Source organism: Bacillus sp. E214, assembly GCF_008087365.1.
Classification (GTDB): domain Bacteria; phylum Bacillota; class Bacilli; order Bacillales; family Pradoshiaceae; genus Pradoshia.
Genome location: NZ_VENN01000001.1, coordinates 1,748,118 through 1,769,903 on the forward strand (window position 1 = coordinate 1,748,118; position 21,786 = coordinate 1,769,903).

General features: G+C 38.2%; 25 protein-coding genes. 2 read left to right on the plus strand and 23 right to left on the minus strand.

From position 1 onward, the window contains the following. Window positions 1-9: 9 nt before the first annotated feature. The 16 genes from nusB to FHY47_RS08170 all read right to left on the minus strand — a co-directional run bounded on the left by nusB (window position 10) and on the right by FHY47_RS08170 (window position 11,953). Window positions 10-396, minus strand: a complete 387-nt coding sequence (gene nusB, locus FHY47_RS08095) for a transcription antitermination factor NusB (protein WP_066104944.1) — start codon at window positions 394-396, stop codon at window positions 10-12. Window positions 397-768: 372 nt separating this feature from the next. Next, on the minus strand, window positions 769-1,176 hold the full coding sequence (locus FHY47_RS08100; protein ID WP_066104947.1) for an Asp23/Gls24 family envelope stress response protein: 408 nt from the start codon (window positions 1,174-1,176) through the stop codon (window positions 769-771). Window positions 1,177-1,205: 29 nt separating this feature from the next. Next, the gene (gene accC / locus FHY47_RS08105) at window positions 1,206-2,558 is read right to left on the minus strand and encodes an acetyl-CoA carboxylase biotin carboxylase subunit (RefSeq protein WP_066104950.1); all 1,353 of its coding nucleotides are present in this window, start codon (window positions 2,556-2,558) and stop codon (window positions 1,206-1,208) included. A 13-nt stretch (window positions 2,559-2,571) separates the two neighbouring features. Then, on the minus strand, window positions 2,572-3,063 hold the full coding sequence (gene accB / locus FHY47_RS08110) for an acetyl-CoA carboxylase biotin carboxyl carrier protein (RefSeq protein ID WP_066104953.1): 492 nt from the start codon (window positions 3,061-3,063) through the stop codon (window positions 2,572-2,574). Between the two features lie 754 nt (window positions 3,064-3,817). Further along, complete coding sequence (locus FHY47_RS08115; protein WP_066104956.1) at window positions 3,818-4,375, minus strand: SpoIIIAH-like family protein; 558 nt, start codon at window positions 4,373-4,375, stop codon at window positions 3,818-3,820. A 20-nt stretch (window positions 4,376-4,395) separates the two neighbouring features. Continuing rightward, window positions 4,396-5,055 (minus strand): stage III sporulation protein AG, encoded by a 660-nt coding sequence (gene spoIIIAG, locus FHY47_RS08120; protein WP_066104959.1) that lies wholly within the window; start codon window positions 5,053-5,055, stop codon window positions 4,396-4,398. After that, window positions 5,052-5,678: a stage III sporulation protein AF gene (gene spoIIIAF / locus FHY47_RS08125; RefSeq protein WP_066104961.1), complete on the minus strand. Its 627-nt coding sequence runs from the start codon at window positions 5,676-5,678 to the stop codon at window positions 5,052-5,054. The genes spoIIIAG and spoIIIAF overlap by 4 nt, the downstream gene beginning before the upstream one ends. 12 nt (window positions 5,679-5,690) lie before the next feature. Continuing rightward, window positions 5,691-6,887: a stage III sporulation protein AE gene (gene spoIIIAE, locus FHY47_RS08130; protein WP_066104964.1), complete on the minus strand. Its 1,197-nt coding sequence runs from the start codon at window positions 6,885-6,887 to the stop codon at window positions 5,691-5,693. A gap of 37 nt (window positions 6,888-6,924) precedes the next feature. After that, window positions 6,925-7,308: a stage III sporulation protein AD gene (spoIIIAD, locus tag FHY47_RS08135; protein ID WP_066104967.1), complete on the minus strand. Its 384-nt coding sequence runs from the start codon at window positions 7,306-7,308 to the stop codon at window positions 6,925-6,927. A 26-nt stretch (window positions 7,309-7,334) separates the two neighbouring features. Beyond that, window positions 7,335-7,538: a stage III sporulation protein AC gene (gene spoIIIAC / locus FHY47_RS08140; protein ID WP_049670184.1), complete on the minus strand. Its 204-nt coding sequence runs from the start codon at window positions 7,536-7,538 to the stop codon at window positions 7,335-7,337. A gap of 21 nt (window positions 7,539-7,559) precedes the next feature. Further along, window positions 7,560-8,075, minus strand: coding sequence for a stage III sporulation protein SpoIIIAB (gene spoIIIAB, locus FHY47_RS08145; RefSeq protein ID WP_066104970.1), 516 nt, complete (start codon window positions 8,073-8,075; stop codon window positions 7,560-7,562). Next, window positions 8,072-8,995: a stage III sporulation protein AA gene (spoIIIAA, locus tag FHY47_RS08150; RefSeq protein WP_066104973.1), complete on the minus strand. Its 924-nt coding sequence runs from the start codon at window positions 8,993-8,995 to the stop codon at window positions 8,072-8,074. Before spoIIIAA ends, spoIIIAB begins: the two co-directional genes overlap by 4 nt. Before the next feature lie 279 nt (window positions 8,996-9,274). Next, a complete protein-coding gene (efp, locus tag FHY47_RS08155) occupies window positions 9,275-9,832 on the minus strand; it encodes an elongation factor P (protein ID WP_066104976.1) in 558 nt (185 codons plus the stop codon). Between the two features lie 21 nt (window positions 9,833-9,853). Beyond that, window positions 9,854-10,915, minus strand: coding sequence for a M24 family metallopeptidase (locus tag FHY47_RS08160; protein WP_139892486.1), 1,062 nt, complete (start codon window positions 10,913-10,915; stop codon window positions 9,854-9,856). Between the two features lie 22 nt (window positions 10,916-10,937). Further along, complete coding sequence (gene aroQ / locus FHY47_RS08165) at window positions 10,938-11,372, minus strand: type II 3-dehydroquinate dehydratase (protein ID WP_066104979.1); 435 nt, start codon at window positions 11,370-11,372, stop codon at window positions 10,938-10,940. Window positions 11,373-11,440: 68 nt separating this feature from the next. Then, window positions 11,441-11,953, minus strand: a complete 513-nt coding sequence (locus tag FHY47_RS08170) for a YqhR family membrane protein (protein ID WP_066104981.1) — start codon at window positions 11,951-11,953, stop codon at window positions 11,441-11,443. Between the two features lie 132 nt (window positions 11,954-12,085). Between FHY47_RS08170 and FHY47_RS08175 the strand changes: the two genes are divergently transcribed. Next, window positions 12,086-13,033, plus strand: coding sequence for a DUF1385 domain-containing protein (locus tag FHY47_RS08175; protein WP_066104984.1), 948 nt, complete (start codon window positions 12,086-12,088; stop codon window positions 13,031-13,033). An 86-nt stretch (window positions 13,034-13,119) separates the two neighbouring features. Beyond that, window positions 13,120-13,512, plus strand: coding sequence for an SA1362 family protein (locus FHY47_RS08180; RefSeq protein WP_077248061.1), 393 nt, complete (start codon window positions 13,120-13,122; stop codon window positions 13,510-13,512). A 159-nt stretch (window positions 13,513-13,671) separates the two neighbouring features. Here FHY47_RS08180 and FHY47_RS08185 read toward each other — a convergent pair whose 3' ends face one another. The 7 genes from FHY47_RS08185 to FHY47_RS08215 form a co-directional block, all read right to left on the minus strand. Beyond that, window positions 13,672-14,280: a hypothetical protein gene (locus FHY47_RS08185; protein WP_066104987.1), complete on the minus strand. Its 609-nt coding sequence runs from the start codon at window positions 14,278-14,280 to the stop codon at window positions 13,672-13,674. Beyond that, a complete protein-coding gene (locus tag FHY47_RS08190; RefSeq protein WP_066104990.1) occupies window positions 14,280-14,897 on the minus strand; it encodes a phosphate starvation-inducible protein PhoH in 618 nt (205 codons plus the stop codon). The genes FHY47_RS08185 and FHY47_RS08190 overlap by 1 nt, the downstream gene beginning before the upstream one ends. Window positions 14,898-15,759: 862 nt before the next feature. Further along, entirely contained in the window at window positions 15,760-16,548 is a 789-nt protein-coding gene (locus FHY47_RS08195) for an ABC transporter ATP-binding protein (protein WP_148630103.1), read from the minus strand. After that, complete coding sequence (locus FHY47_RS08200) at window positions 16,549-18,039, minus strand: ATP-binding cassette domain-containing protein (protein ID WP_187393458.1); 1,491 nt, start codon at window positions 18,037-18,039, stop codon at window positions 16,549-16,551. Further along, on the minus strand, window positions 18,023-19,009 hold the full coding sequence (locus FHY47_RS08205) for an ABC transporter permease (RefSeq protein ID WP_139892494.1): 987 nt from the start codon (window positions 19,007-19,009) through the stop codon (window positions 18,023-18,025). Before FHY47_RS08205 ends, FHY47_RS08200 begins: the two co-directional genes overlap by 17 nt. Beyond that, window positions 19,002-20,585, minus strand: coding sequence for an ABC transporter substrate-binding protein (locus FHY47_RS08210; protein WP_066105003.1), 1,584 nt, complete (start codon window positions 20,583-20,585; stop codon window positions 19,002-19,004). Before FHY47_RS08210 ends, FHY47_RS08205 begins: the two co-directional genes overlap by 8 nt. A 301-nt stretch (window positions 20,586-20,886) precedes the next feature. Next, a complete protein-coding gene (locus FHY47_RS08215) occupies window positions 20,887-21,783 on the minus strand; it encodes a patatin-like phospholipase family protein (protein ID WP_066105006.1) in 897 nt (298 codons plus the stop codon). Window positions 21,784-21,786: the final 3 nt, after the last annotated feature.

Here is a 21,786-nt window from a genome sequence, read left to right on the forward strand (position 1 = left end):
CTTTTCTATTTATAAAGATTCTTTTATCTTGGATAATACTGCATTAATAAACTTCGGAGACTGATCATCCCCAAATAGTTTAGCTAATTCGATTGCTTCGTTAATGGCAGCGTTCTGCGGAACTTCTTCGTTGAATAACAGTTCGTATGTAGTTATTCTTAAAATATTACGATCTATATTAGAAAGACGGTCCAATTTCCAATTCTCTAAATTGGATATAATAAGACTATCTATCTTTTCCAACTGATCTGTCGTTCCATTTACCAATTGAACCAAATAGGGATCTGCCTCTGATTCTTCCACCACATGTTCTATAGCTAGTTCTCTTTCTACTTTCCCAACGTCTATTTGAAAAAGAGCTTGAAGAGCTTTTTCTCTTGCCTCTCTGCGTTTCATGAATAATTCTTACTCCTTTACTTTCGAAAAGTACACTAAACTTTGTGCACCTCGTATCATATATGAAATCATACCACATCATGACAAGTAAAGGTAGTATAGTAACATCATTTAAAGATTGTCATTAAGTGATTTACTATTAACTTACCTGCAGATGCGAACGACATCTTAGATCTCCCATTATTTCCCTTATAGTGAACTATATACAAAATTTGTTTCCAAAAAATAAAAGCACTCAGTATGGCTGATCTACCCCAAGAAAGTTAGATGGATACCTAACTTAATATAGGGAAGTTCAGTTCTGAGTGCTTTTTAGTCGGTGCGTCAGTGCCACAATGAGGGCAGCCTATACACCATTAGTTATACAATTATTTAGATTGTATCCTGGTAATCTGATTCAGCTTTAGCTGTTTCAAATTGAATGCCAACAATATGAATATTCACTTCAGTTGCTTCAAGAGCAGTCATATTTAATAATGTTTGGCGGATATTCTCCTGTGCTTCCTGAGCTACTTTCGGGATAGATACACCGAATTTCACAAGGCAATAAACATCAATTTTAATGCTGTCCTCATTAAGTTCAACTTTTACACCTTTGCCATGATTCTTTTTACCAAGCTTTTCTACAACACCTGAAGCAAAATTACCTCGCATTTGGGCAATTCCTTCTACTTCACTTGCTGCTATACCAGTGATCACCTCAATAACTTCAGGGGCAATTTCAACCTTGCCCAATCCATCATCATAGCTCTCTAAATCTACTGTTTGATTTTGTTCCATGTCATACACCTCCAAATCTTCTACCTCTATTATGGATTCATAACGTCATAAGTTTCAAGAAATTTTGTGTTAAAATCTCCAGAAACAAAAACATCATGGTTCATTAACCTTAAATGAAAGGGTATGGTTGTTTCAATACCTTCGACTACAAATTCTGATAATGCACGTTTCATTTTTTGAACAGCTTCGTCTCTCGTTGGAGCATGGACTATCAATTTTGCTACCATAGAATCGTAATATGGAGGAATAAAATAGCCTGTATATGCTGCCGAATCAACCCTTACGCCAAATCCACCTGGGGGTAAATACATTTCCACTTGACCCGCTGACGGCATAAAATTTTTATTCGGATTTTCCGCATTGATTCTGCATTCAATTGCCCAACCGTTAAATTGAACATCATTTTGCTCAACCGATAATTTTTCACCGGAGGCTACTCTGATTTGCTCCTTAATTAAATCAATTCCAGTCACCATCTCTGTAACAGGATGTTCAACTTGAATCCTTGTATTCATTTCCATGAAATAAAATTTTCGCTTGTGATGATCGAAAATAAACTCAACTGTTCCCGCTCCGGTATAATCGACAGCTTTTGCTGCAGTCACTGCCGCTTCGCCCATTTCGGCTCTCATTTCACTATCAATTGCAGGCGAAGGTGTTTCTTCTACGAGCTTTTGCATTCTTCTTTGAATTGAACAATCTCTTTCACCCAGATGGATGACATTCCCAAACGTGTCCCCTAAAACCTGAATTTCAACATGGCGGAAATCTTCAATAAATTTTTCAATATAAACACCGGGATTGCCAAAAGCAGTTAATGCCTCTTGGCGGGTAATGCGAAAACCTTTTAGCAGATCGGCTTCATCTCTTGCTATTCGAATCCCTTTACCGCCGCCCCCGGCAGTCGCTTTAATAATGACCGGATATCCGATGTCAGAAGCAACCTGAATGGCAGCATCTTCATCATCCACAATTCCTCTCGAACCTGGCACTACCGGTACACCGGCCGCGCGCATGGTCTCTCTAGCTACATCCTTTGTACCCATTTTTGAAATGGCATCCGCTGACGGGCCAATAAAAATCAGATGACATTCTTTACACATTTCGGCGAAATCAGCATTTTCGGCTAAAAAGCCGTAGCCTGGATGAATAGCATCACATCCTGTTAATTTTGCCAGACTGATTATATTTACCTTATTTAAATAACTGTCCTTAGAGGCAGTGGGCCCAATACAGTAGGCTTCATCCGCAATTTGTACATGCAGGGCAGTTTTATCAGCTTCAGAATAAACAGCTACCGTTTCAATATCTAATTCCTTGCAGGCGCGGATAATTCGAACGGCAATTTCACCACGGTTTGCAATTAGTACTTTCTTTATCATGAGTCGGTTCCTCCTATTCGGCTTTTACTAAAAACAGAGGTTGACCGTATTCAATCAATTGGCCATCTTCCACCAATACTTCCACAATCTCACCGGAAACTTCAGCCTCAATTTCATTAAACAATTTCATCGCTTCCACAATGCAAACAATTGTATCCTTCTTAACTTTTTCACCAATTTTTATGTATGGGTCTTCATCAGGCGATGATGCTCCATAAAATGTGCCAACCATTGGCGAAGTAATCTTGTGAAGGTTGGATGGTTGTTCTGTTTTTTCTCCCACAACAGGCGGTTTCTCTTCTATACTCTCAGATTGAACCTCTTGTTTAGATACAGATTGTACTGCCGGTGCAGGCACTGGTGCATCTGTTGGTTGTATACTGTTTTCTAATCCAGTACTTTTAATAATTTTTATTTTTGTACCCTCTTGTTCAAACTCAAACTCATTAATAGTTGTTTGGTTAATTAATTTTATAATTTCTCTTATTTCCTGTACTTTCATCAGGAACCACCCCTCCTATTTATGACCAGATACTAATATAATACTATAATAGCTGGTAGAAATTCAATTTTGATAAATAGATACCCCTTTTGCAAGTTTCTAATTTTTGTTAAAAAGATTATTAAAAAAATCCAGTTATTCAGTCTGTATGCGCATACAAAACTTACTCTAGCTGCTTGATTCGGCAATGAAGTGAGTAGTTTATTTCCTCAAAAAAAGCATTTAAATTTCACTAGTAAAATCTCTATAGATCAATTTAGAAGCTTTCCTAATTTAACTCCCTCCTCTGCTTTCTCTTATGGCAGGTTATTTACAAGTTCGATAAAAACACCTCACAATCCTTTTTATTTACATATAAAATTATTGGATTGTTTACTAAAACTAATAATCCCACCCTGAGATGAGCTACGTTAAATATCTGTAAAACTATATAAACAGAATTTTGCCGGCCTGCTTTTAAAGAGTTTCCTAATCTCTCTGGACGTATTCCAGATAATCACAGATTACCTAAAATCCTTTTTCAGATACGCCAACTTGTCCGATTCCATTTTTATTTACTGATGGCTACACAGAGTATAGCTTCCTGCCAATACTAACATTTTGAGAACACTGTTCACCTGATTACGCTCCATCATTTGCTGGTAGTTGTGATTTGAATTATATAAACTAGCAATTATGGAGGGGAATTGGCTTTTAACTCTTTCCTTACACCAAAAACGATATCGGCAGCTCACCGATATCGTTTCATAGATTGGTATTATTTTTCCGGTTGAAATTCAACAGCAACTGCATTTGTTTTGCCAATTTCTTTTGTGACCATTTGGATAATTTCATTTGCAGCCCCTGCATCCTGTTTATCAGCTTTTACAGTAATTTGAATTTGATCACCATCAGCCCTTACCAATGCGTCTTTATAACCAAGCGCAATAATCATCGTCTCTAGCATATCCTCTTTTGTGGACATTTCGGCCAATGCCTCAATCTGTGCGTGTGCTTCCACTCTCTCTTCTTCCGATAAATCGCTTGAAGCAACTTTATTTGTCAGTTCCTCTTTCTGCCTGCTTCTTTCATCATTCAGATCAATACGCATCGCTTCAAAAATAGAATCACTTGATTCATTTGTTATAACTGTGGAAGACTCTTCATTTTCAGTTGAATCTTTAGACGAATTTGTATTTGTTTTTTCTTTCGTAGTCTGAGTATCCTGTTCCTGATTTACCGCTGTATCCTGTGGTGTTGTTATATAATATACACTTAGCACCGCCACCAAACTTAACATCGTCAATAACCAAACTGTTTGCTTTCTTAACAACATATTTTTCCTCCTTAAAATCCTTATTTTTTAGCTGATACGGCTACACGGTGACTTGGTACATCCAGCACCCTGGTTACCGCATCAATGATTTCCTTTTTTACACGAACATCATCTGCTCCCTTTGCCACAATTAATACTCCACGAATAGCCGGTTTCTTCGTTTCTCTAACCAGAGGAACCTCTTTATCCCCTTCGCGTATAATCACAATCTTTTCATCTGTTGAAAAATCCTCAACCTTTCTCTGCCCGCCATCACGGTCTGTTTCTTCTGTTGTTTGGCGCTGCGCGACTGAATTCTTTTCGTAAACCTTTGTTTCTGTTGCGTCAATATTGACGATAACGGATACATTTGATACCCCTTGCATCGTTTCCAATGTACCCTTCAATTCACTTTCATACATTTTTTCAATATCTCCGATTGATCCAGACTTTTTTGATGAAGTTGATTTCCAGGTCGTGACCGCTTCCTCTTCTTTCTGATTTTGCGTAGAACTCGCTTGAAAAACTTTATTTGTTTGTCCATTTTCAGAGGTGGGTTTATTCGTAAACATGCTTGCCACCATCAGTAATATACCGGCAATTAAAATAATGGCAAGATACCGATATGTTTTCTTTTGTTTGCCTCCCTCATCTCCTTTGGACAATAAGTCCTTAATCTTTTGAATCCAATCATTCTTCAAAGCCCATCACCCCCTTCATTTAATCCGATTACAATTTTATTTGAATCGATCCCCCATATATTAGATAGTATTGTGGATAGTTCGGATGACGGTATATCATTCATATTGGTTTGTTTCTGATCAATGTTAATATCAATTTTTTCTACGGGCTGCACAACCTCTGAGCTGGACTCTTGGCTTTCTGCCACAAATACGTGTATGGTTTCAATATTTTCTACATTCATTTCTCCATTCTTATCCAAAAGTGTAATTGTAATATCTTGAATGGCATAATTACTTTGGTCCATCAGCTCCTTTTCTGCTTCATTCTTTAATTGGACAGCCATATGTTCCAATATATATGCCTGCTGTGTCTCTTCTATTTCTCTTTTCTTACTTTCCATTGAATTTTCTAATTTTGGATTTTTCCATGTACTGCTCTGCATGATTTTTTCCTGAATGTTACTTGTAAAATTTTTATTAAAAATAGATAGAATGGGAGCGATGAAAACAGCGATCAAAAGTAACCCGATAACTAGCTTTGTATATTTCTGCATGGTTGAGTTTGGGAGGAGCATGTCCAAAATGATCGCAAATAAGATAAAAACGATTATATTAGTTACCCAGTCAGTTAAAATACTCATTCATTCAGCCTCCTATCGAACCATCATCGTGATATTTCCTGCAGCCACGATTACAGTAACGGTCAGGAAGAACATAAGGCTGACAATGGCCAATGCAGCGAAAACGAAAATGATATTTTTGCTGATAATCTCGAGACACTTAATCATCTGCCCAGCTCCAAGCGGTTGTAAAATCGCTGCAGCCACCTTATATACCATGGCGATTAACAATATCTTTAAAGCTGGAAAAGCTGTCATAATCAATAGAATGACCACACCCGCTATCCCAACTGTATTTTTTAAGAGGAGAGATGCTCCAATTACGGTATCAGCTGCATCGGTAAACATCCTTCCAACTACCGGAATAAAATTCCCAGTCACAAATTTTGCTGTTCTAATCCCAATTCCATCCGCCACTGCAGTTGATACTCCTTGCACGGAGATCACTCCTAGAAATACGGTCATGAAGATACCTAGCAATCCCACACTCCAGGTTCGTAATAAACCAGCTAATTGAGTGACCTTGTAGTGCTCAGAAAGCATGCTGACTATGCTTAGCAGAGTCGATAGAAATAACATCGGCAAAACAATATATTCAATTAACGCTCCGCTCGTATTCATTAAAAACAGGAGCATCGGATGAAAGAATGCTGATGACAGAACACCTCCAGAGCTTGCGATTAGCGCAAGCAATAAAGGGATTAAGGCAACCAGAAAATCCGTGATGGCGGCAATCGTATCTATCACATAATCAACTGCTACATAGAAGCTATTCAGTGCAATAATCATCAAAACCATAAAGACAATTGCATTTGCCACTTTACTGACAGATGTTTTTTCAAATGTGCTTTGCAATGTTTGCAGAAAGACACTGAATACAGTCAACAGAATGAGCGTTCCGAGTAATTTTCCATTAGCAATAATTTCATGGAAGATGAATTTGAGAATACCACTGAGCCATTCTTTTAAAGAGAATTTTTTCTCTCCACTTATAAAATCTACAAAGCTTCCTTTTTGGGACTCAGGCAAAAAACCTCCATATTCCTCGTAAACCGAATCCCAAAATTGTTTTAAATCATCAAGAGGAATATCGCCCACATTAAATGTTTCAACAGCCTGCGTTTCTTCTGGCAAATCAGTAGAGGTGGGAGAGGCTTGAGTTGTTTGGCCATTGCTTAAGCTAAGAATTAGAAATAGAATGATGATACTTGTCCACTTTAATTGCTTCATTTATTCTTCAGCCCCTTTAAACCTTTCACCACAATGATTAGTTAGGAATCATCTGAATGACACTTTCAATAATGACCGTTAAAATTGGAATGGCCATCGTGAGGATAATAATCTTTCCAGCCAATTCAATTTTTGAAGCAATTGCACCCTGCCCGGCATCTTTTGTTATTTGTGATGTAAATTCAGCAATATAGGCAATTCCAATGATTTTCAAAACTGTTTGTAAGTAAACCATATTCACATTTGCATTAACGGCCAATTGCTGAATCATTTGAATGATTTCGTAGATTTTATCTATCAGAAAAAGAAATATAGCGCTTCCGACAAATACAACAAGTAAGAAAGCTAAATTTGGCTTTTGTTCCTTGATGATCATTGCCAGAAATGCCCCAACCAATGCAACACCCGTTATCTGCAACATTTCAATGGCTCATCACCCCAATATTCCTATTGAAATAAAAACACGGATTTAATTCGATCAATCAACTGACCTACCACCTGTGCCACATTAAATAAGATATAAATAAAACTCACCAATATGACCCATTGTGAATATTCCTTCTTGCCCACCTGATCAAGAATCGTATGAATGAACGCAACAATCAGCCCGACCCCTGCAATTTTAAAAATAATATCGATATCAATCCCCATAACCCACTATCCTCCCTCTCGCTACATCATTAAAATGGCAATGAGCAGACCTGCAAAAAACCCTAGACTTCTGGCCATTTTGTCGTATTTCACCTGCTTATCAACGGCATCTGCTTCCTCCCTCTCGAGATGAACCAATGCCAACTGAATTTGTTTTTGCTGGCTCTCCCGATCATGTCTACCTAATGTTTCTCCGAATTGGAGAAGGATATCTATTTCTTTTTGCTGTAGTTCTGATTGTTTTCTTACCACTTCAAGACTTTCACCCCATGCTGCCGACACAGATTGATTGGCTGAGCCGAGCCTGCCTGCAAAGTCCGAAAAAAGAATTGAAACTGGAGCAGGAATTTGTTTCGCCAGTGTTAATACCGCTTCTTTTAAGGGAGAATGCCCATACATAATTTCAGCTTCCAAAATTTGAAGTGCCGCTCGTAAATCACGGATATGTTTAGGTCTGGTGATTAATTTTTTAGAAACTTCAAAGCCGATAAGGGATGTAGCTATAACAATTAAAACTGCACCTAAAATTTTAATCATATTCTCACTCTTTCCCCATCAAATAGCACCTTGCCTGTACGATCTTTTATTTTTGATATACATCCTGGCCGATCTATTCTCTTGAGTTCCACAATTCTCTCAAAATTAGCTTCCTGTACGATGTTTTTCATGATGGGTCTGGCTAATATATCATCAAGCGAATGTCCATGCGCCGTTATAAAGAGCGTTATACCAGCGTTTACGGCTTCCATCATCGCCTCAGCATCTTCTATTCTTCCGATTTCATCGGCCACAATGATTTCCGGGCTCATAGATCTAATCATCATCATCATTCCTTCAGCCTTTGGGCAGCCATCAAGCACATCTACTCTGATACCGAAATCCATTTGTGGAACTCCTTGAACACATCCGGCAATTTCAGATCGCTCATCTACAATTCCCACTTTCATCGCACGGATCGGATAGGAGCGATCTCCACTGGAAGCATAGCGGGCTAGATCTCTTAAAAATGTCGTTTTCCCCGTTTGCGGCGGTCCGATAATCAGAGTCGATAGCCATCGATTATGATATAAATAACGAACCCATTCATTTACCAACCCCTTCTTTTGTCTGGCAATCCGGATATTAAAAAAAGTGATATCTCTAAGTCCCTTCACTCTTCCATTTTCTAGAATGACTCTCCCTGCTAAACCAATCCGATGTCCTCCCTGAACGGTTATATAACCGCGTTTTAACTCTTCCTCGAGCATATAAAAGGAAAACTGGCTGACTTTATTAAGAAATAAATCTGCATCCTCCCGTAATACAGGCTTATGCCCATACGTGATTCCATTTCCGAACATGACTTCAAGCGGTCTTCCAACTCTAATTCTTATTTCTTCAATTTCCCCTGGATTTTTGGCTATTTCTTTTAACTCAGCGCCAATAGCCGGAGGTAATAATTCAATGATTGAATCCATATCTCTCCCTCGCCTGGTCTGTCATTATTTAAAATGTATTCATGGACAGGCCGTTTATGACTTTTTTAGAAACAAACGCGCGGTTAAATGACTATAACCGTAAAATAAAAATCTCTTTAGATTCGGAAAAAAGGTATAGAGATAGAAGAATCCAGTAAATTAATTGGAATGGCGGAACTAAGGAAAGGTGGAATTGGATGACGGGGTTGTTCACTATATATTTTGGCTTAAACAAAAAACTCCCGGGAATTTACTCCCGGGAGTCTTTACACCTATTTATTAACCTCTTGATACATAAGATGCATCAGAAGTATTGATGATCAGTTTGTCACCTTCATTTACAAAGAAAGGAACTTGAACAGTAAGACCAGTTTCAACAGTAGCTGGTTTCGTACCGCCTGATGCTGTATCACCTTTGATACCTGGTTCTGTTTCAGTTACTACCAATGTAACAGTTGTTGGAAGCTGAACGCCAAGTGTTTCCGTTTGGAACATCATGATAGACACTTCCATGTTTTCTTTCAAGAATTTCAATTCATATTCGATTTGCTTAGATGACAATTCGATTTGATCATATGTTTCGTTATCCATAAACACATGATTATCTCCACTTGCATATAAGTATTGCATTTTACGGTTTTCGATATGTGCTTTAGCAACTTTTTCACCAGCACGGAAAGTTTTCTCCTGGATAGCACCTGTACGAAGATTACGTAATTTAGAACGTACAAACGCAGCTCCTTTACCAGGTTTTACGTGTTGGAATTCAATTACTTGCCAGATACCGCCATCCACTTCAATTGTTAAACCAGTTTTAAAATCATTAACAGAAATCATACAATATAGCCTCCTACAGCCTTATAAAATAAGTAAATCTTTCGTTGAATGAGTAAAGGTTTCGTTAGAATCATCCGTAATAAGGAGATCATCTTCAATTCTTACTCCTCCAACTCCAGGTAAATAAATACCAGGTTCACAAGTGACAGTCATGCCTTTTTCCAAAATAATATCAGATTTAGCAGAAAGTCCAGGACCTTCGTGCACTTCAAGCCCAATCCCATGTCCAAGGGAATGACCGAAGTATTCCCCATATCCTTTGGCAGCTATGATATCTCTTGCAAGAGCATCTGCTTCGCGACCTGTCATACCCGGTTTAATATGCTCCATTGCATACAACTGAGCTTCCAGGGTAACATCATAGATTTTCTTTAATTCATCAGTTGGGTTACCGACCGCCACTGTACGTGTAATATCAGATATATACCCATTATAAAGGGCACCGTAATCCATTGTGACAAAATCGCCTTTTTCTATTACTTTTTCTGTTGCAACACCGTGCGGCAATGCAGAACGTGCACCAGAAGCGACAATGATATCAAATGATGATGAAGTAGCCCCTGCTTTACGCATAAAGAATTCTAATTCATTTGATACTTCTATTTCAGTTAAACCTGGACGAATATACTCAATAATATGTTTAAATGCAGCATCTGCTATGTCTGCTGCTTCCTTTAATATCTTAATCTCTTGCGGTGTCTTAATCAAGCGCAATTTTTCAACAACATTGGAAACAGGAACAAGTTCACCTTCCACAACTTTTTCATATAACTTATAGGTCGCATAAGTAAGGTCATCCTGTTCAAACCCGATTTTTTTTGCATTCATTTCCTTCAATTGAGCTGCTATCTCATCTTGAATTGGTCCGCTATGTTTGACAATCTCAAATCCAACTGCCTGTTTACCCGCTTGCTCCACGTATCTAAAATCTGTAATAAATTTTGCATCCTTCTGGGAAATTACGACTACTCCCGCTGTTCCAGTAAAGTTAGAAATATATCTGCGGTTATATGGGTTTGTAATAATGATAGCATCAATATGTTCCTGACTTAATCTTTCACGCAATCTCTGAATTTTTTCCATTGAATAGACCTCTCCCTCATGATTAACTAGTCAATAAAGCACGTAACGCCAATTCATAGCCATTCAACCCAAGCCCTACAATTTGACCCTTCGTGACAGGGGCAGTGACAGATTGATGACGAAAAGGTTCTCTGGCATGGACATTTGAAATATGTACTTCTATTACCGGAACTGAAATAGAGGCGATCGCATCCCGTATCGCATAGCTGTAGTGCGTAAATGCCCCTGGGTTTAAGATAATCCCTGAAGCCGAGTTTGTTTCCGCCTCATATAGCCTATCTATTATCGCTCCTTCGTAATTGGATTGAAAACACACCAATTGCGCCCCGAGTTTTATAGACTGAGTCGCTAACGACTCTTCAAGATCTGCAAGAGTCGTTCTTCCATAAATCTCGGGCTCTCGAAACCCCAGATAATTTAGATTTGGTCCGTTGATTAAATAAATTTTTTTATCCATAACCAGGCTCCCGTGTTTTAAAGTGATACTTTCAATTTTAACACAAGAGTGAAAAATTCGACTACCTATTACTGGACGGAATCCACTTTTACTTTCTTTCCTTCCTCTGCCTCTAGTTTCCGTTCATGATATTCAAAACTAATGGAGTACCCGACAAATAGTCCGTACAAGACAAAGATACATAGTGTCGTTACAATGGTATCCGCTGATAGTTCCCCAACCGTTTTCATTCCTGGAAATAATGGCCTTAATACAAGGAATGAAAGACCCCACAGAGCAATCCCATAAACAATACCAATCCAATAAGATTGCATCTTACGAAAAATAAAGGAGTAAACATAAGCAAAGAGCATAGAAATAAGACACAGGCATAAAATTGACAGTACCACGCCCATCCACCCTTTAACAAAATCGGCTTTCACCCATGTGCGAAGAAGAAATGTTGGACCTATTTCCGTAAAATGAAAATAGTGACAGATTTGAAAAATCGCACCCCAAAGCAATCCTCCATAAAATCCAACTGAATTAATTACACCATAATAGCCCATCGGCTTTTTCAGCTTTTCTTTTGCTGTTTCCATATCCAATCACCTCACAACTGCTAGTATGTGCGAAATAGACAAAGTTCATAAGAGAAATGGAAACAATCACTAGTGAAATAGAGAAAAATTCTGTAGAATAGATAATATAGACAACTTAACCATTATGGAGTGATGAATAAATTGGATAATAAGCCAATCTACGGCGGACAGGCTGTATTAGAAGGTGTAATGTTTGGAGGCAAACATTGTACCGTTACAACCATTAAACGAAAAGATGGATCATTCGATTCCTATGCATTGCCAAAAACAAGCCATCCCCTGCTGATAAAATTAAAAAAGATTCCGTTTCTGCGTGGTATTGTGGCTTTATTAGAATCCAGTGCAATCGGCTCCAAGCATTTATCTTTCTCTACAGATCGATATGACGTTGACCCAGCAGATGACCATAAGATTGAAGAAGAAGAAACGTCTAAACTGGGTATGATTTTGGGCGTAGCAGGCATTGGGATTTTATCCTTTATACTCAGTAAATTACTTTTTACCGTAGTACCAATATTTTTGGCTGTTATTTTTAAGAGCATAGCACCCGGAGAAACAGTACAAGTATTATTAGAAGGTTTTTTCAAACTCACATTATTATTACTATATATCTATATCGTATCGTTAACACCGCTCGTAAAAAGAGTCTTTCAATACCATGGGGCAGAACATAAGGTTATCAACGCATTTGAAAGCAATAAGGAATTAACGGTGGAAAATGTTCGTAACGCATCTAGATTGCATTATCGATGCGGAAGCAGCTTTATTTTATTCACCGTATTTGTTGGAGTTTTTCTATATATGTTCGTTCCTTCTGATGTCCTTTATATTCGTATTTTAAACCGAATTGCCTTAATACCAATTGTCCTAGGTGTATCATTCGAAGTACTGCAGTTAACCAATAAAGTACGTAACGTTCCTGTATTGCGCTTTTTAGGTTATCCGGGACTATGGTTGCAGCTTTTAACGACAAAGGAACCAAGCGATGAACAAATTGAGGTAGCCATCGTATCATTTAACAAAATGCTCGAAACTGAAAATAACTACAAACAAGGTTTACTCGAAGAAAAAATAGTGTAAAGAATAATAAAAGAAAAATAATTTCCTTGCTTATTGTTTATTTTTTCCTAAATATGCCAATGATGCTCTTAAAGGAGGTGCTTTCTGTGAATCGTAAGAATTCGATGATTATTATTTATATCCTTCTTGGTTTCGCAGCTTTGGGGTTAATTTCCACTTTGATAAATAACCCGTTCGAACTAATTAAAAACGTACTCATTGGAGCCGCTGTTGTTGGGTTGATTTATTTTGTTATTACACGATTCAGGAATGGTAACTCGGGTGGAGAGTATCAGGCATACAGGAAAGCAGCCCGAAAAACAATCAAGAAGAAACGTAAACATGAAATGATTAAAACAAAAAGAAGCAAACATAATACACATGGATTAACTGTCATTTCTAAAGAACAGCTGATTAACAGACCTAAGAAAAAGTCAGATGTCAAACTGACTGTCATAGAAGGAAAGAAAGCACGTAAAAAAAACCGGGCCCTTTTTTAAAGAGTTCGGTTTTTTACGTGCTTTCGTTAAAGAACAATATATGATTGATACTTTAATCCTTATTTCACCTAACGGGTAAAATTAGAATAATAAGCTAGGGTGATTATAATAAAGGATAATCCATAAGTTATAGATTAAAAGTTTAACTGATAAATTGACTTATTTAAATTCTCCACGATACAACCATGGAAAAAGGCCATCTAAAAATCGTTCAGTTGCCGGCATAAAATAGGAACCATAATGATAGTCAGGATCAAGAGTCGTAATAATCCAAGTGCCCTTAGTTGATTGTTCATCTATATACAGTACAGATCCGCCATCATCCGTAGCTATAAGTGTGGTAGCATGCTCTGGTGGCCAAAATACTCCGTGTTGATGCCATGTTGAATCCTCAAGCGTAATATACTTAAAAAATTCATGGTCATCATTTTTAGTTACTAACCCACTATTTGCATTTTCTTCAAGCCACCACCAAAAATTCGTCTCGCGTTCTTCCCATTTTTGATTAGGGAGCCATTCCCATGGCTGTGGACCCATAGCCACAATAATACCGCCCTGATCAGCAAACTCATAGAACTTCTCTTTATTATCAAGCAGTATTTGACCATTTAATTGAGAAGGAACAATCAACACATCAAATCCTGTTAAATCAAAATCTTTCAATTCAAGCTGATAAATAAGAGAGTCTATGAATTGCGCATACTTTGGCTCATGAAAAGTTCTATAATGCGGCGCATGCCCGCCATAAATCACAGCTATTTTTCTCATTATGCCTCAACTCCTTTGGTGCGTACTATTTCCTTCTTAAGAACCTCTATAAATTGAGGAGTTATTTGATTTGTTGTGTTTTTCCGCTGACCATATCCTAATAAACTCCTGCCAGCATGAACAATAACTGTCCCATTCGTTGTTTCACGATCAATGTACGTAATGGCCTTACCATCTGTAAATGTTAGGCAAATCTCCGCATGTTTCGGTGGCAAATAAAAACCTCTTGCAAAGAAACCTGCAACACCCTTCGTATATACCATATCCTCTACTTTTACACCTTTAAAAATCGGTGAATCCTCAGGAACCTCTACTAGGTAATCCTGATGGCCGCGAATCTTCTTCGGCATCATTGGCGTACAGCCTGGCAGCCATTCTCTGAATAAGTGGCCACAAAAGACAACAATCTTTCCTTCGTTTAAGAATTGCTCTATTTTTTCTTTATGTTTATACAAATACTCCTGATCTGCAAAATCCGTAATAACCAAAACATTGTATGGAGCCAATTCAATGTTTGCAAACTCATATTCCATTAATTTAGTATGTTGACCGGATGATAATTCTGTTTTATAACCAAATGCATGATTCGGACATAGTTCCAGTATTTTAAGTTCCATTGTATCTCCTCCTTGTGTTGAGTAATCTAGCTTCAACTCCTAACTCCTCGAGTCATAAGTGTAGCCACTACAGGAGGAAAGATCACCTCCCTACGTGCCTCCTCTTATGCTTGTCGGAGCTGGGCAGTCGTTTCAGCTTTTTGCGCAATCTAGCTTCAACGGCTAGAAGCTCAGGACATAAGCATAGTCTCTGCGGAGGGCTACAGGACGTAGGTCACGAAGGCGTTGCCACACGATGTGGCGCTCTTAGCCTTTGTTCCTTAAAGCCTTCCCCTACGAGCCTCTGTCTTATGCTCTTCGCGGGCCTACAGGATGTAGGTCATGAAGACGTTGCCACACGACGTGGCGCATTTAGTCTTCGTTCCTTAAATCAGCCGTCTCAGCTTTTTATTTAATCCAGCTTCAGGGCCTAGCCGCTCGAGGTCGTAAGAATAGCCACTACGGAGGCCAACACGATGTTGGTCACAAAGACGTTACCACAGGATGTGGTGTCTTTTGTCTTTAGTCTTTGTTCCATCAAACACTCTCCCTGCGCACCTCCTCTTATGCTCTTCGCGGGCCTACAGGATGTAGGTCATGAAGACGTTGCCACACGACGTGGCGCATTTAGTCTTCGTTCCTTAAATCAGCCGTTTCAGCTTTTTATGTAATCTAGCTTCAACGGCTAGAAGCTCAGGACATAAGCATAGTCTCTGCGGAGGGCTACAGGACGTAGGTCACGAAGGCGTTGCCACACGATGTGGCGCTCTTAGCCTTTGTTCCTAAAAGCCTTCCCCTACGAGCCTCTGTCTTATGCTCTTCGCTTCTGGGCAAGCCGTTTCAGCTTTTTATTCAATCTAGCTTCGACTCCTAGGAGCTCGAGTCATAAGCAAATACTCTGCGGGGAAGAACTTTCCCTTCGAGTATTCGTCTTATGCTCTTCTCTCCTGTTCAGTCGTCTCAGCTTTTTATTTTCAAAGTAGTAGCATGCCTCTACTAATTTTTTTGTGTAGGGATGTGTTGAGTGGTTTAGAACTTGAGAAGGAGGTCCGCTTTCGACAATGGTCCCTGTCTCAAGTACCATCATTCGATCTGCTACATTACCGACAGACTGAATTCGGTGCGTAATGTATAAAACAGACATATGGAATTCAACCTGAAATTTCTTTAATAGGTTGATGATTAACTTTTCTGTTTGCGGATCCAGAGCAGATGTAATTTCATCGGCTATTAAAAGCTTAGGATTCATTAATAAAGCTCTAATAATAGCTAATCTCTGCTTTTGCCCACCGGAACATTGGCTTGGTTTTTTTGCTAATAATTCTGTTGGCAAGTCTGCCTTAGCCATTAATTCTTTTATTTTCTTTTTTATTAATTCCGGTTTTTCCTTTTTAAGGACAAGCGGTTCCATTAAACTTTTCTCCATTGTCCAAAACGGATTAAAGGAACGCTCCGGATTTTGGTAAATATATTGAATCGTACAACATGGCTCTTTTTCAACAAGTCCGCTTGTCGGTGATTGAATCCCCATAATGATTTCAGCCGTTGTAGATTTACCTGATCCTGATTCTCCTATCAAACAAATAAATTCATTGCACAAAATCTCAAAATTGATTCCCCGAAGCACATCCTGATTTTGGTAGCTTTTATTTACATCTTGAACTCTTAACATTCATTGCACTTCCTTCATCAGTTGTTTATCATTTAAACTAAACATCCGATCCGAGATTGCATACGCTACATCTAAATCATGCGTGATAAATAATAGACTGATCCCATGTGAACGGACTTTTTCCTCCAAGAGTTCCACTACTTCTTTTTTCAATATAGGATCCAGCGCACTTGTGCATTCATCTGCAATCACAAAAGCTGGTTTATTTACCAAAGAAAGTGCGATTAGAGCCCGGCTCAACATGCCGCCGGAGCACTCATGCGGATACTTGTCCAAAATGTTTTTATTTAACGCGACTTCCACAACACTCTTCTCAGCTTCCACAAGACTTATACCGGTTTCTAAAAACTGTTCTTTTATTTTTAATACTGGATTAAATGCCGCCCGTGCATCCTGATAGATAAATGAGCATGTTTTCCAGTAGTGCTTTTCTCTAAAGGATTTCTCGCGAACAGACTCACCGTCATATGTAACATCGCCAACCCAGTTCTCAGCCGGCAATAATCCGTACAAAGCTCTGGCTATCGTTGTTTTTCCACTGCCTGAAGGCCCAATCAAACTCACAATCTCTCCTCTTTTGATCGTAAACTCGATATTTTCAACAATAGTAGTCTCGTCATATGTAACCTGCTCCAAGTGACAATATAAATCGCGAGACTTGCCGGTCACTGGTGTTGTACCCTTTTGTTTCTTTGTTTTTGAAGACTTCTTCTGTTTATCTTCCAATAAGAAAGCAAGCGAAACCGATGTGATGAGCAGCATAATCACTGGCGGCAATACAATCCATGTCCATTGGCCAGTTAAGAAAATAGATGTTTGTGTGAAAGCCATATTTAACATGCTTCCCCAAGATATCACATTCGGGTCACCCAAACCTAGGAATGCTAAACCTGCTTCTGTCAAAACAGCAGATTGAAATGTCATCACGAATTTAGTCTTTATGATGGGCTGCAATTGCGGAAGAATATGAGATTTCAATACATAAAAAGAACTGCCACCAAACAGCGCCGATGCTTTTACAAATTCTCTTTCTTTTAATGTTAAAACAGAGGATCGAATAATTCTCATATAACCCGGCCACGATAAAAGACTTAAAATGATTACAAGCTGAATTACACCGGAACCCGTAAAAGCAACAACCAATAATATCAAAAGCAAATTTGGAAGCACTAATAAAATATTGGCCAGCCCGTTAATGAATTTATCGAATTTCGGCAAATATCCCGCTGCCAGTCCCAGCAATACACTTAAAACTGTCGAACACAGAGCAATACAAAGTCCAATTAAGACACTTGTACGGGTTCCATATAATAATTGGCTAAATATATCCTGACCTAAACGATTTGTACCCAGCCAATGCTCAGATGAAGGAGGTTCAAACAATCCTCCGCTATAATCCATTGCTGAATAAGGAGAAAGTAATGGACCAAAGAATGCCAACAGCATGACCACGGCTAAACAAAGTAAAGGGAACTTATAGAACTTTTTCAACATGTTTGCCCCCTCTAACACGTGGATCTAGTTTAGGATAAATAGAATCTGCCAGTGCATTGCAAATCAAAATCATAACAGCAAATAATAAAAACAGACCATGCATCAATGGGTAATCCCGTGAAAGAATGGACTCTTTTAATAACTGCCCAATTCCCGGGTAAGAAAATAACGTCTCTACAAAGATTGCTCCTGTAAAGGTGTAGCCAATTCTTATCATAATCAGAGTAAATATAGGTATTAAAACATTTTTAAACGCATGTCTGAAAACTAACCGGATTTCCCTGACGCCCTTCATCTTCGCAAATTCAATGTAAGGTGAGGAAGCTACCTGAATCGTTTCATTACGCACGAGTAAATAGATCCTTGTCAGGTTTACCATGGTTAATGTCACTATTGGTAAAATAGCATACTTAGCCGCATCATTAACTTTTACCCATATTGATTCGCTATCCATAAACGGTGTATGGGCTCCGCTCATTGGAAGCATATCCAGCATAACTCCAAACACAATAAGCAATAGCATACCGAATAAAAATTCGGGTAAAGCGCCAATTGCCAGCATTGTTGACATGAATGTTTTATCACCTTTTTTATGATGAACCCAACCCGATAACAGTCCTAAAAAAATACCAATTACAATAGATAGAACAGAAGAAATTCCGACAATCCATAGCGTGTAAGAAATATGGTCCATTATGATATCATTAACAGGCAATTTATAAGTATATGAAAATCCAAAATCAAACTGTACGATGCCAACTATATAATCAATAAATTGTTCAGCCATTGAATCATTCAGCCCATAATATTCAATCATTGAATTCTTTTGTTGCTCTGTTAAAGTTGCACCGCTTTCCTGCCCCTCTAAATATTCAAGAGGTCCCCCCGGCATTAGTCGAGGAAGAAAAAAATTTAAGAGAATCAAGATAAGAAGAAGAGAACCGTACAGCTTAAAAATTTTAATCATATTCAATAAACGCTGCCTTGTTATCTGTTAATGGAATTCCGTCTGAAATACCACCATATGTGTTAAACCATCCATCAAATACATTAGCATCATAAACAAAGTAGAACGGGCGATGGTAAATCACTAATGTAGGCAGCTCTTCAGCTAAAATATCCTGCATAGAATCAACTGTTTCGTTACGCTCTTCCCCTTCTTGAGACAGTTGTTTACTAGCCAACTCGTTAAATTCTTGATGATTGAATACAGCATTCCCAGCATATGCATTGCTTGCCTGACCAGAGAACCATAAGCGGAGGAAATCAGGATCCCCACTTAATCCAATGTGCCCTGTTAAAGCCATATCATATTTCCCTTCACTCATAGCAGTTGTAAAAGTAGCTGTATCTACTGTTTGAATTTGCAATTTCACCCCTACATCAGCAAGCATTGATCTCATTAATTCGGCTTCCTGAGGAGTAGAAGAAACCAGAAGTTTTAAGCTAAGCTCTTCTCGAACACCATTTTTATTTTTTTCATATCCGAGTGAATCTAACATTTCATTTGCTTGATCCACATCATAATCATATTTTTTTACATCTTCATTAAACCAATCCGAATCAGGTGGAATTACCCCTCCGCTACCAACAATGGTTTTGGAATTCCCCAATACTTTTTCTGCTATTTCACCTCGATTAAGTGCATAGGCAATTGCTTGACGTAGCCTTTTATCACTTAACTGTTCATTTTCCAAATTAAAAACAATACGAACTGCGCTTCCTGTTGGATTACTTTGAAGCGCTTTAAACCCTTGTTCTTCCATTTGCTTCACTTCTGTATAGTTATACGTCATGCCGCCGGTTATTTCCCCTTTTTGCAGGGAGAGCATTTTATTCTCTACATTCAAATATTGAACTTCCTTAACCGTAACATCACCTTTGAAATAAGCCTCATTTGCTAGGTAACGATAATTACCAGTCGAGCTGTTATAGCTATCAAGAACATATGGACCTGTACCTATTAATGCATTTTCTTCCGTATATTCCATTGGATTTTCGATTTCTGACCAGATATGCTCTGGTAGAATTGGAAGAATTCCGGCAATTTCAGTGATAAATGGGGAATATTCCTCGGTCAACGTAATTGCAACTTTGTGATTTGATATTTTCTTTAGTGAAGCTATTTTAGACATATCTGCATTCCACTGGAACGCATGTTTCTTAAAATAGTTATATGAAAAGACAACATCATCGGCGGTTAATGATTCTCCATCATGAAACTGCACATCTTTTTCTAAATTAAACGTGTATGTTAGCTTGTCCTCAGATACTTCCCAGGAAGATGCCAGCCAAGGAATTACCCCAGTCTCATCTTTCCAAGTAAGCGAGTCAAAAATGAAACTGCTGCGTAAATATCCTCCGGGACCATTTGAGGTAAATGTAAATGGAGATGGGAACCCACTATCTGCCCATGCAATCTTCACGGTCTTATTTTTTTCAGATGCCTTTGAATCTGTATTTGTATTTGGTGAAGTGCCACCACCTGAACATCCTGCGAGCAGGATGAATAATGATAGTAGTAAAAATGAAATCCTTTTCATCCATACAACTCCCTTTCAACATATGATGGTTCTTATCATATAACAGTTGATAATGATTATCAATATCATTATTTTAAAAAATTATAATCGTTTAATAAATGAGAAAAACGTCCTATACAAAATACACTATATAATGGAAAATATTACTAATATATAAAGAAAATGTTTTTATTTTCTCATTCAATTTATTATATCAACATATTCTTAACGTTTATAACTATTAAGAGCCACTCTTTTTGAGACAAAAAAAGCACCCTACTATTAGTAGATGCTACAAAGTGTACTTGTTTATTGTTTTATATCATCTGATTCGGTAAACCCAATCCTTAAGAAAATGCTTCGCCGCTTCTTTACCTTGATCAATTAATACTAGCCGCTGATTGTCAGAAATAGAAAACTCTATAAATCCCGCCTCTTTAATTGGTATAAACACAATGTTTTTAACGAATTTTCTTGAAATATATCTGGCATCATGAGCATTCCTCATCGTTTCAAATAAAGATGTAAAAAGTTCGATTGCATTATTGATATCACGCTCATGGACCACTGCTTGTTGTTTTTCTGGTACCAGCCTTAATCCCAGCACCGGTCTCTCAGCGATAACATTATCTTGATCAAACAGCCACATAGGAAAATTACTTAAAACCCCGCCATCTACGATAACCCTTTTCTCCCCTACCGTTCGAAGCGTAATCGGCTGAAAGAAAAAGGGGACAGAGCAGCTCATACGAATCGCTCTCGCCACTAAGAACTGATTGGGGTTTATATTATATTTTGGCAGATCATCCGGCAAAACCATCAATCTTCCATTTGTTAGATCAGATGCAATAACTCTCAATTGTTTATCAGCTAAATCTGCAAATGTCCTAATATTTTTCCTGGCCAATACCTCTTTAATCCATAGCTCCAAGGCATCCCCTTTGTAAAGTCCCATACTCCAATATAATTTGAGCCATTTGGCTAGTGGAAAATGTTTATTTTTTTTTGTTTCCAATAGCTTCGTTAATTTAACGCTTTTCATAATTTCATTAATTTCGCTCCCTGAGTACCCCGCTGCTATAAACCCGGCAATGATTGCGCCTGCACTTGTTCCGGCTACTCTTTTAAACCGATATCCCTGCTTCTCTAATTCAATTACTGCCCCAATAAGAGCAAACCCTTTTATACCTCCTCCGGAAAACACTCCGTCAATAAACAAATA

Excerpts from the sequence above, each read along its gene's own strand:
- aroQ (WP_066104979.1), bottom strand. The coding sequence starts at position 11,372 with ATGGATAAAAAAATTTATTTAATCAACGGACCAAATCTAAATTATCTG.
- spoIIIAB (WP_066104970.1), bottom strand. The coding sequence starts at position 8,075 with ATGATTAAAATTTTAGGTGCAGTTTTAATTGTTATAGCTACATCCCTT.
- FHY47_RS08100 (WP_066104947.1), bottom strand. The coding sequence starts at position 1,176 with ATGGAACAAAATCAAACAGTAGATTTAGAGAGCTATGATGATGGATTG.
- FHY47_RS08205 (WP_139892494.1), bottom strand. The coding sequence starts at position 19,009 with ATGATTAAAATTTTTAAGCTGTACGGTTCTCTTCTTCTTATCTTGATT.
- nusB (WP_066104944.1), bottom strand. The coding sequence starts at position 396 with ATGAAACGCAGAGAGGCAAGAGAAAAAGCTCTTCAAGCTCTTTTTCAA.
- spoIIIAF (WP_066104961.1), bottom strand. The coding sequence starts at position 5,678 with ATGAGTATTTTAACTGACTGGGTAACTAATATAATCGTTTTTATCTTA.
- FHY47_RS08210 (WP_066105003.1), bottom strand. The coding sequence starts at position 20,585 with ATGAAAAGGATTTCATTTTTACTACTATCATTATTCATCCTGCTCGCA.
- accC (WP_066104950.1), bottom strand. The coding sequence starts at position 2,558 with ATGATAAAGAAAGTACTAATTGCAAACCGTGGTGAAATTGCCGTTCGA.
- spoIIIAE (WP_066104964.1), bottom strand. The coding sequence starts at position 6,887 with ATGAAGCAATTAAAGTGGACAAGTATCATCATTCTATTTCTAATTCTT.
- spoIIIAC (WP_049670184.1), bottom strand. The coding sequence starts at position 7,538 with ATGGGGATTGATATCGATATTATTTTTAAAATTGCAGGGGTCGGGCTG.
- FHY47_RS08160 (WP_139892486.1), bottom strand. The coding sequence starts at position 10,915 with ATGGAAAAAATTCAGAGATTGCGTGAAAGATTAAGTCAGGAACATATT.
- FHY47_RS08185 (WP_066104987.1), bottom strand. The coding sequence starts at position 14,280 with ATGAGAAAAATAGCTGTGATTTATGGCGGGCATGCGCCGCATTATAGA.
- FHY47_RS08190 (WP_066104990.1), bottom strand. The coding sequence starts at position 14,897 with ATGGAACTTAAAATACTGGAACTATGTCCGAATCATGCATTTGGTTAT.
- FHY47_RS08115 (WP_066104956.1), bottom strand. The coding sequence starts at position 4,375 with ATGTTGTTAAGAAAGCAAACAGTTTGGTTATTGACGATGTTAAGTTTG.
- FHY47_RS08175 (WP_066104984.1), top strand. The coding sequence starts at position 12,086 with ATGAATAAATTGGATAATAAGCCAATCTACGGCGGACAGGCTGTATTA.
- efp (WP_066104976.1), bottom strand. The coding sequence starts at position 9,832 with ATGATTTCTGTTAATGATTTTAAAACTGGTTTAACAATTGAAGTGGAT.
- FHY47_RS08195 (WP_148630103.1), bottom strand. The coding sequence starts at position 16,548 with ATGTTAAGAGTTCAAGATGTAAATAAAAGCTACCAAAATCAGGATGTG.
- spoIIIAD (WP_066104967.1), bottom strand. The coding sequence starts at position 7,308 with ATGTTGCAGATAACGGGTGTTGCATTGGTTGGGGCATTTCTGGCAATG.
- spoIIIAA (WP_066104973.1), bottom strand. The coding sequence starts at position 8,995 with ATGGATTCAATCATTGAATTATTACCTCCGGCTATTGGCGCTGAGTTA.
- FHY47_RS08170 (WP_066104981.1), bottom strand. The coding sequence starts at position 11,953 with ATGGAAACAGCAAAAGAAAAGCTGAAAAAGCCGATGGGCTATTATGGT.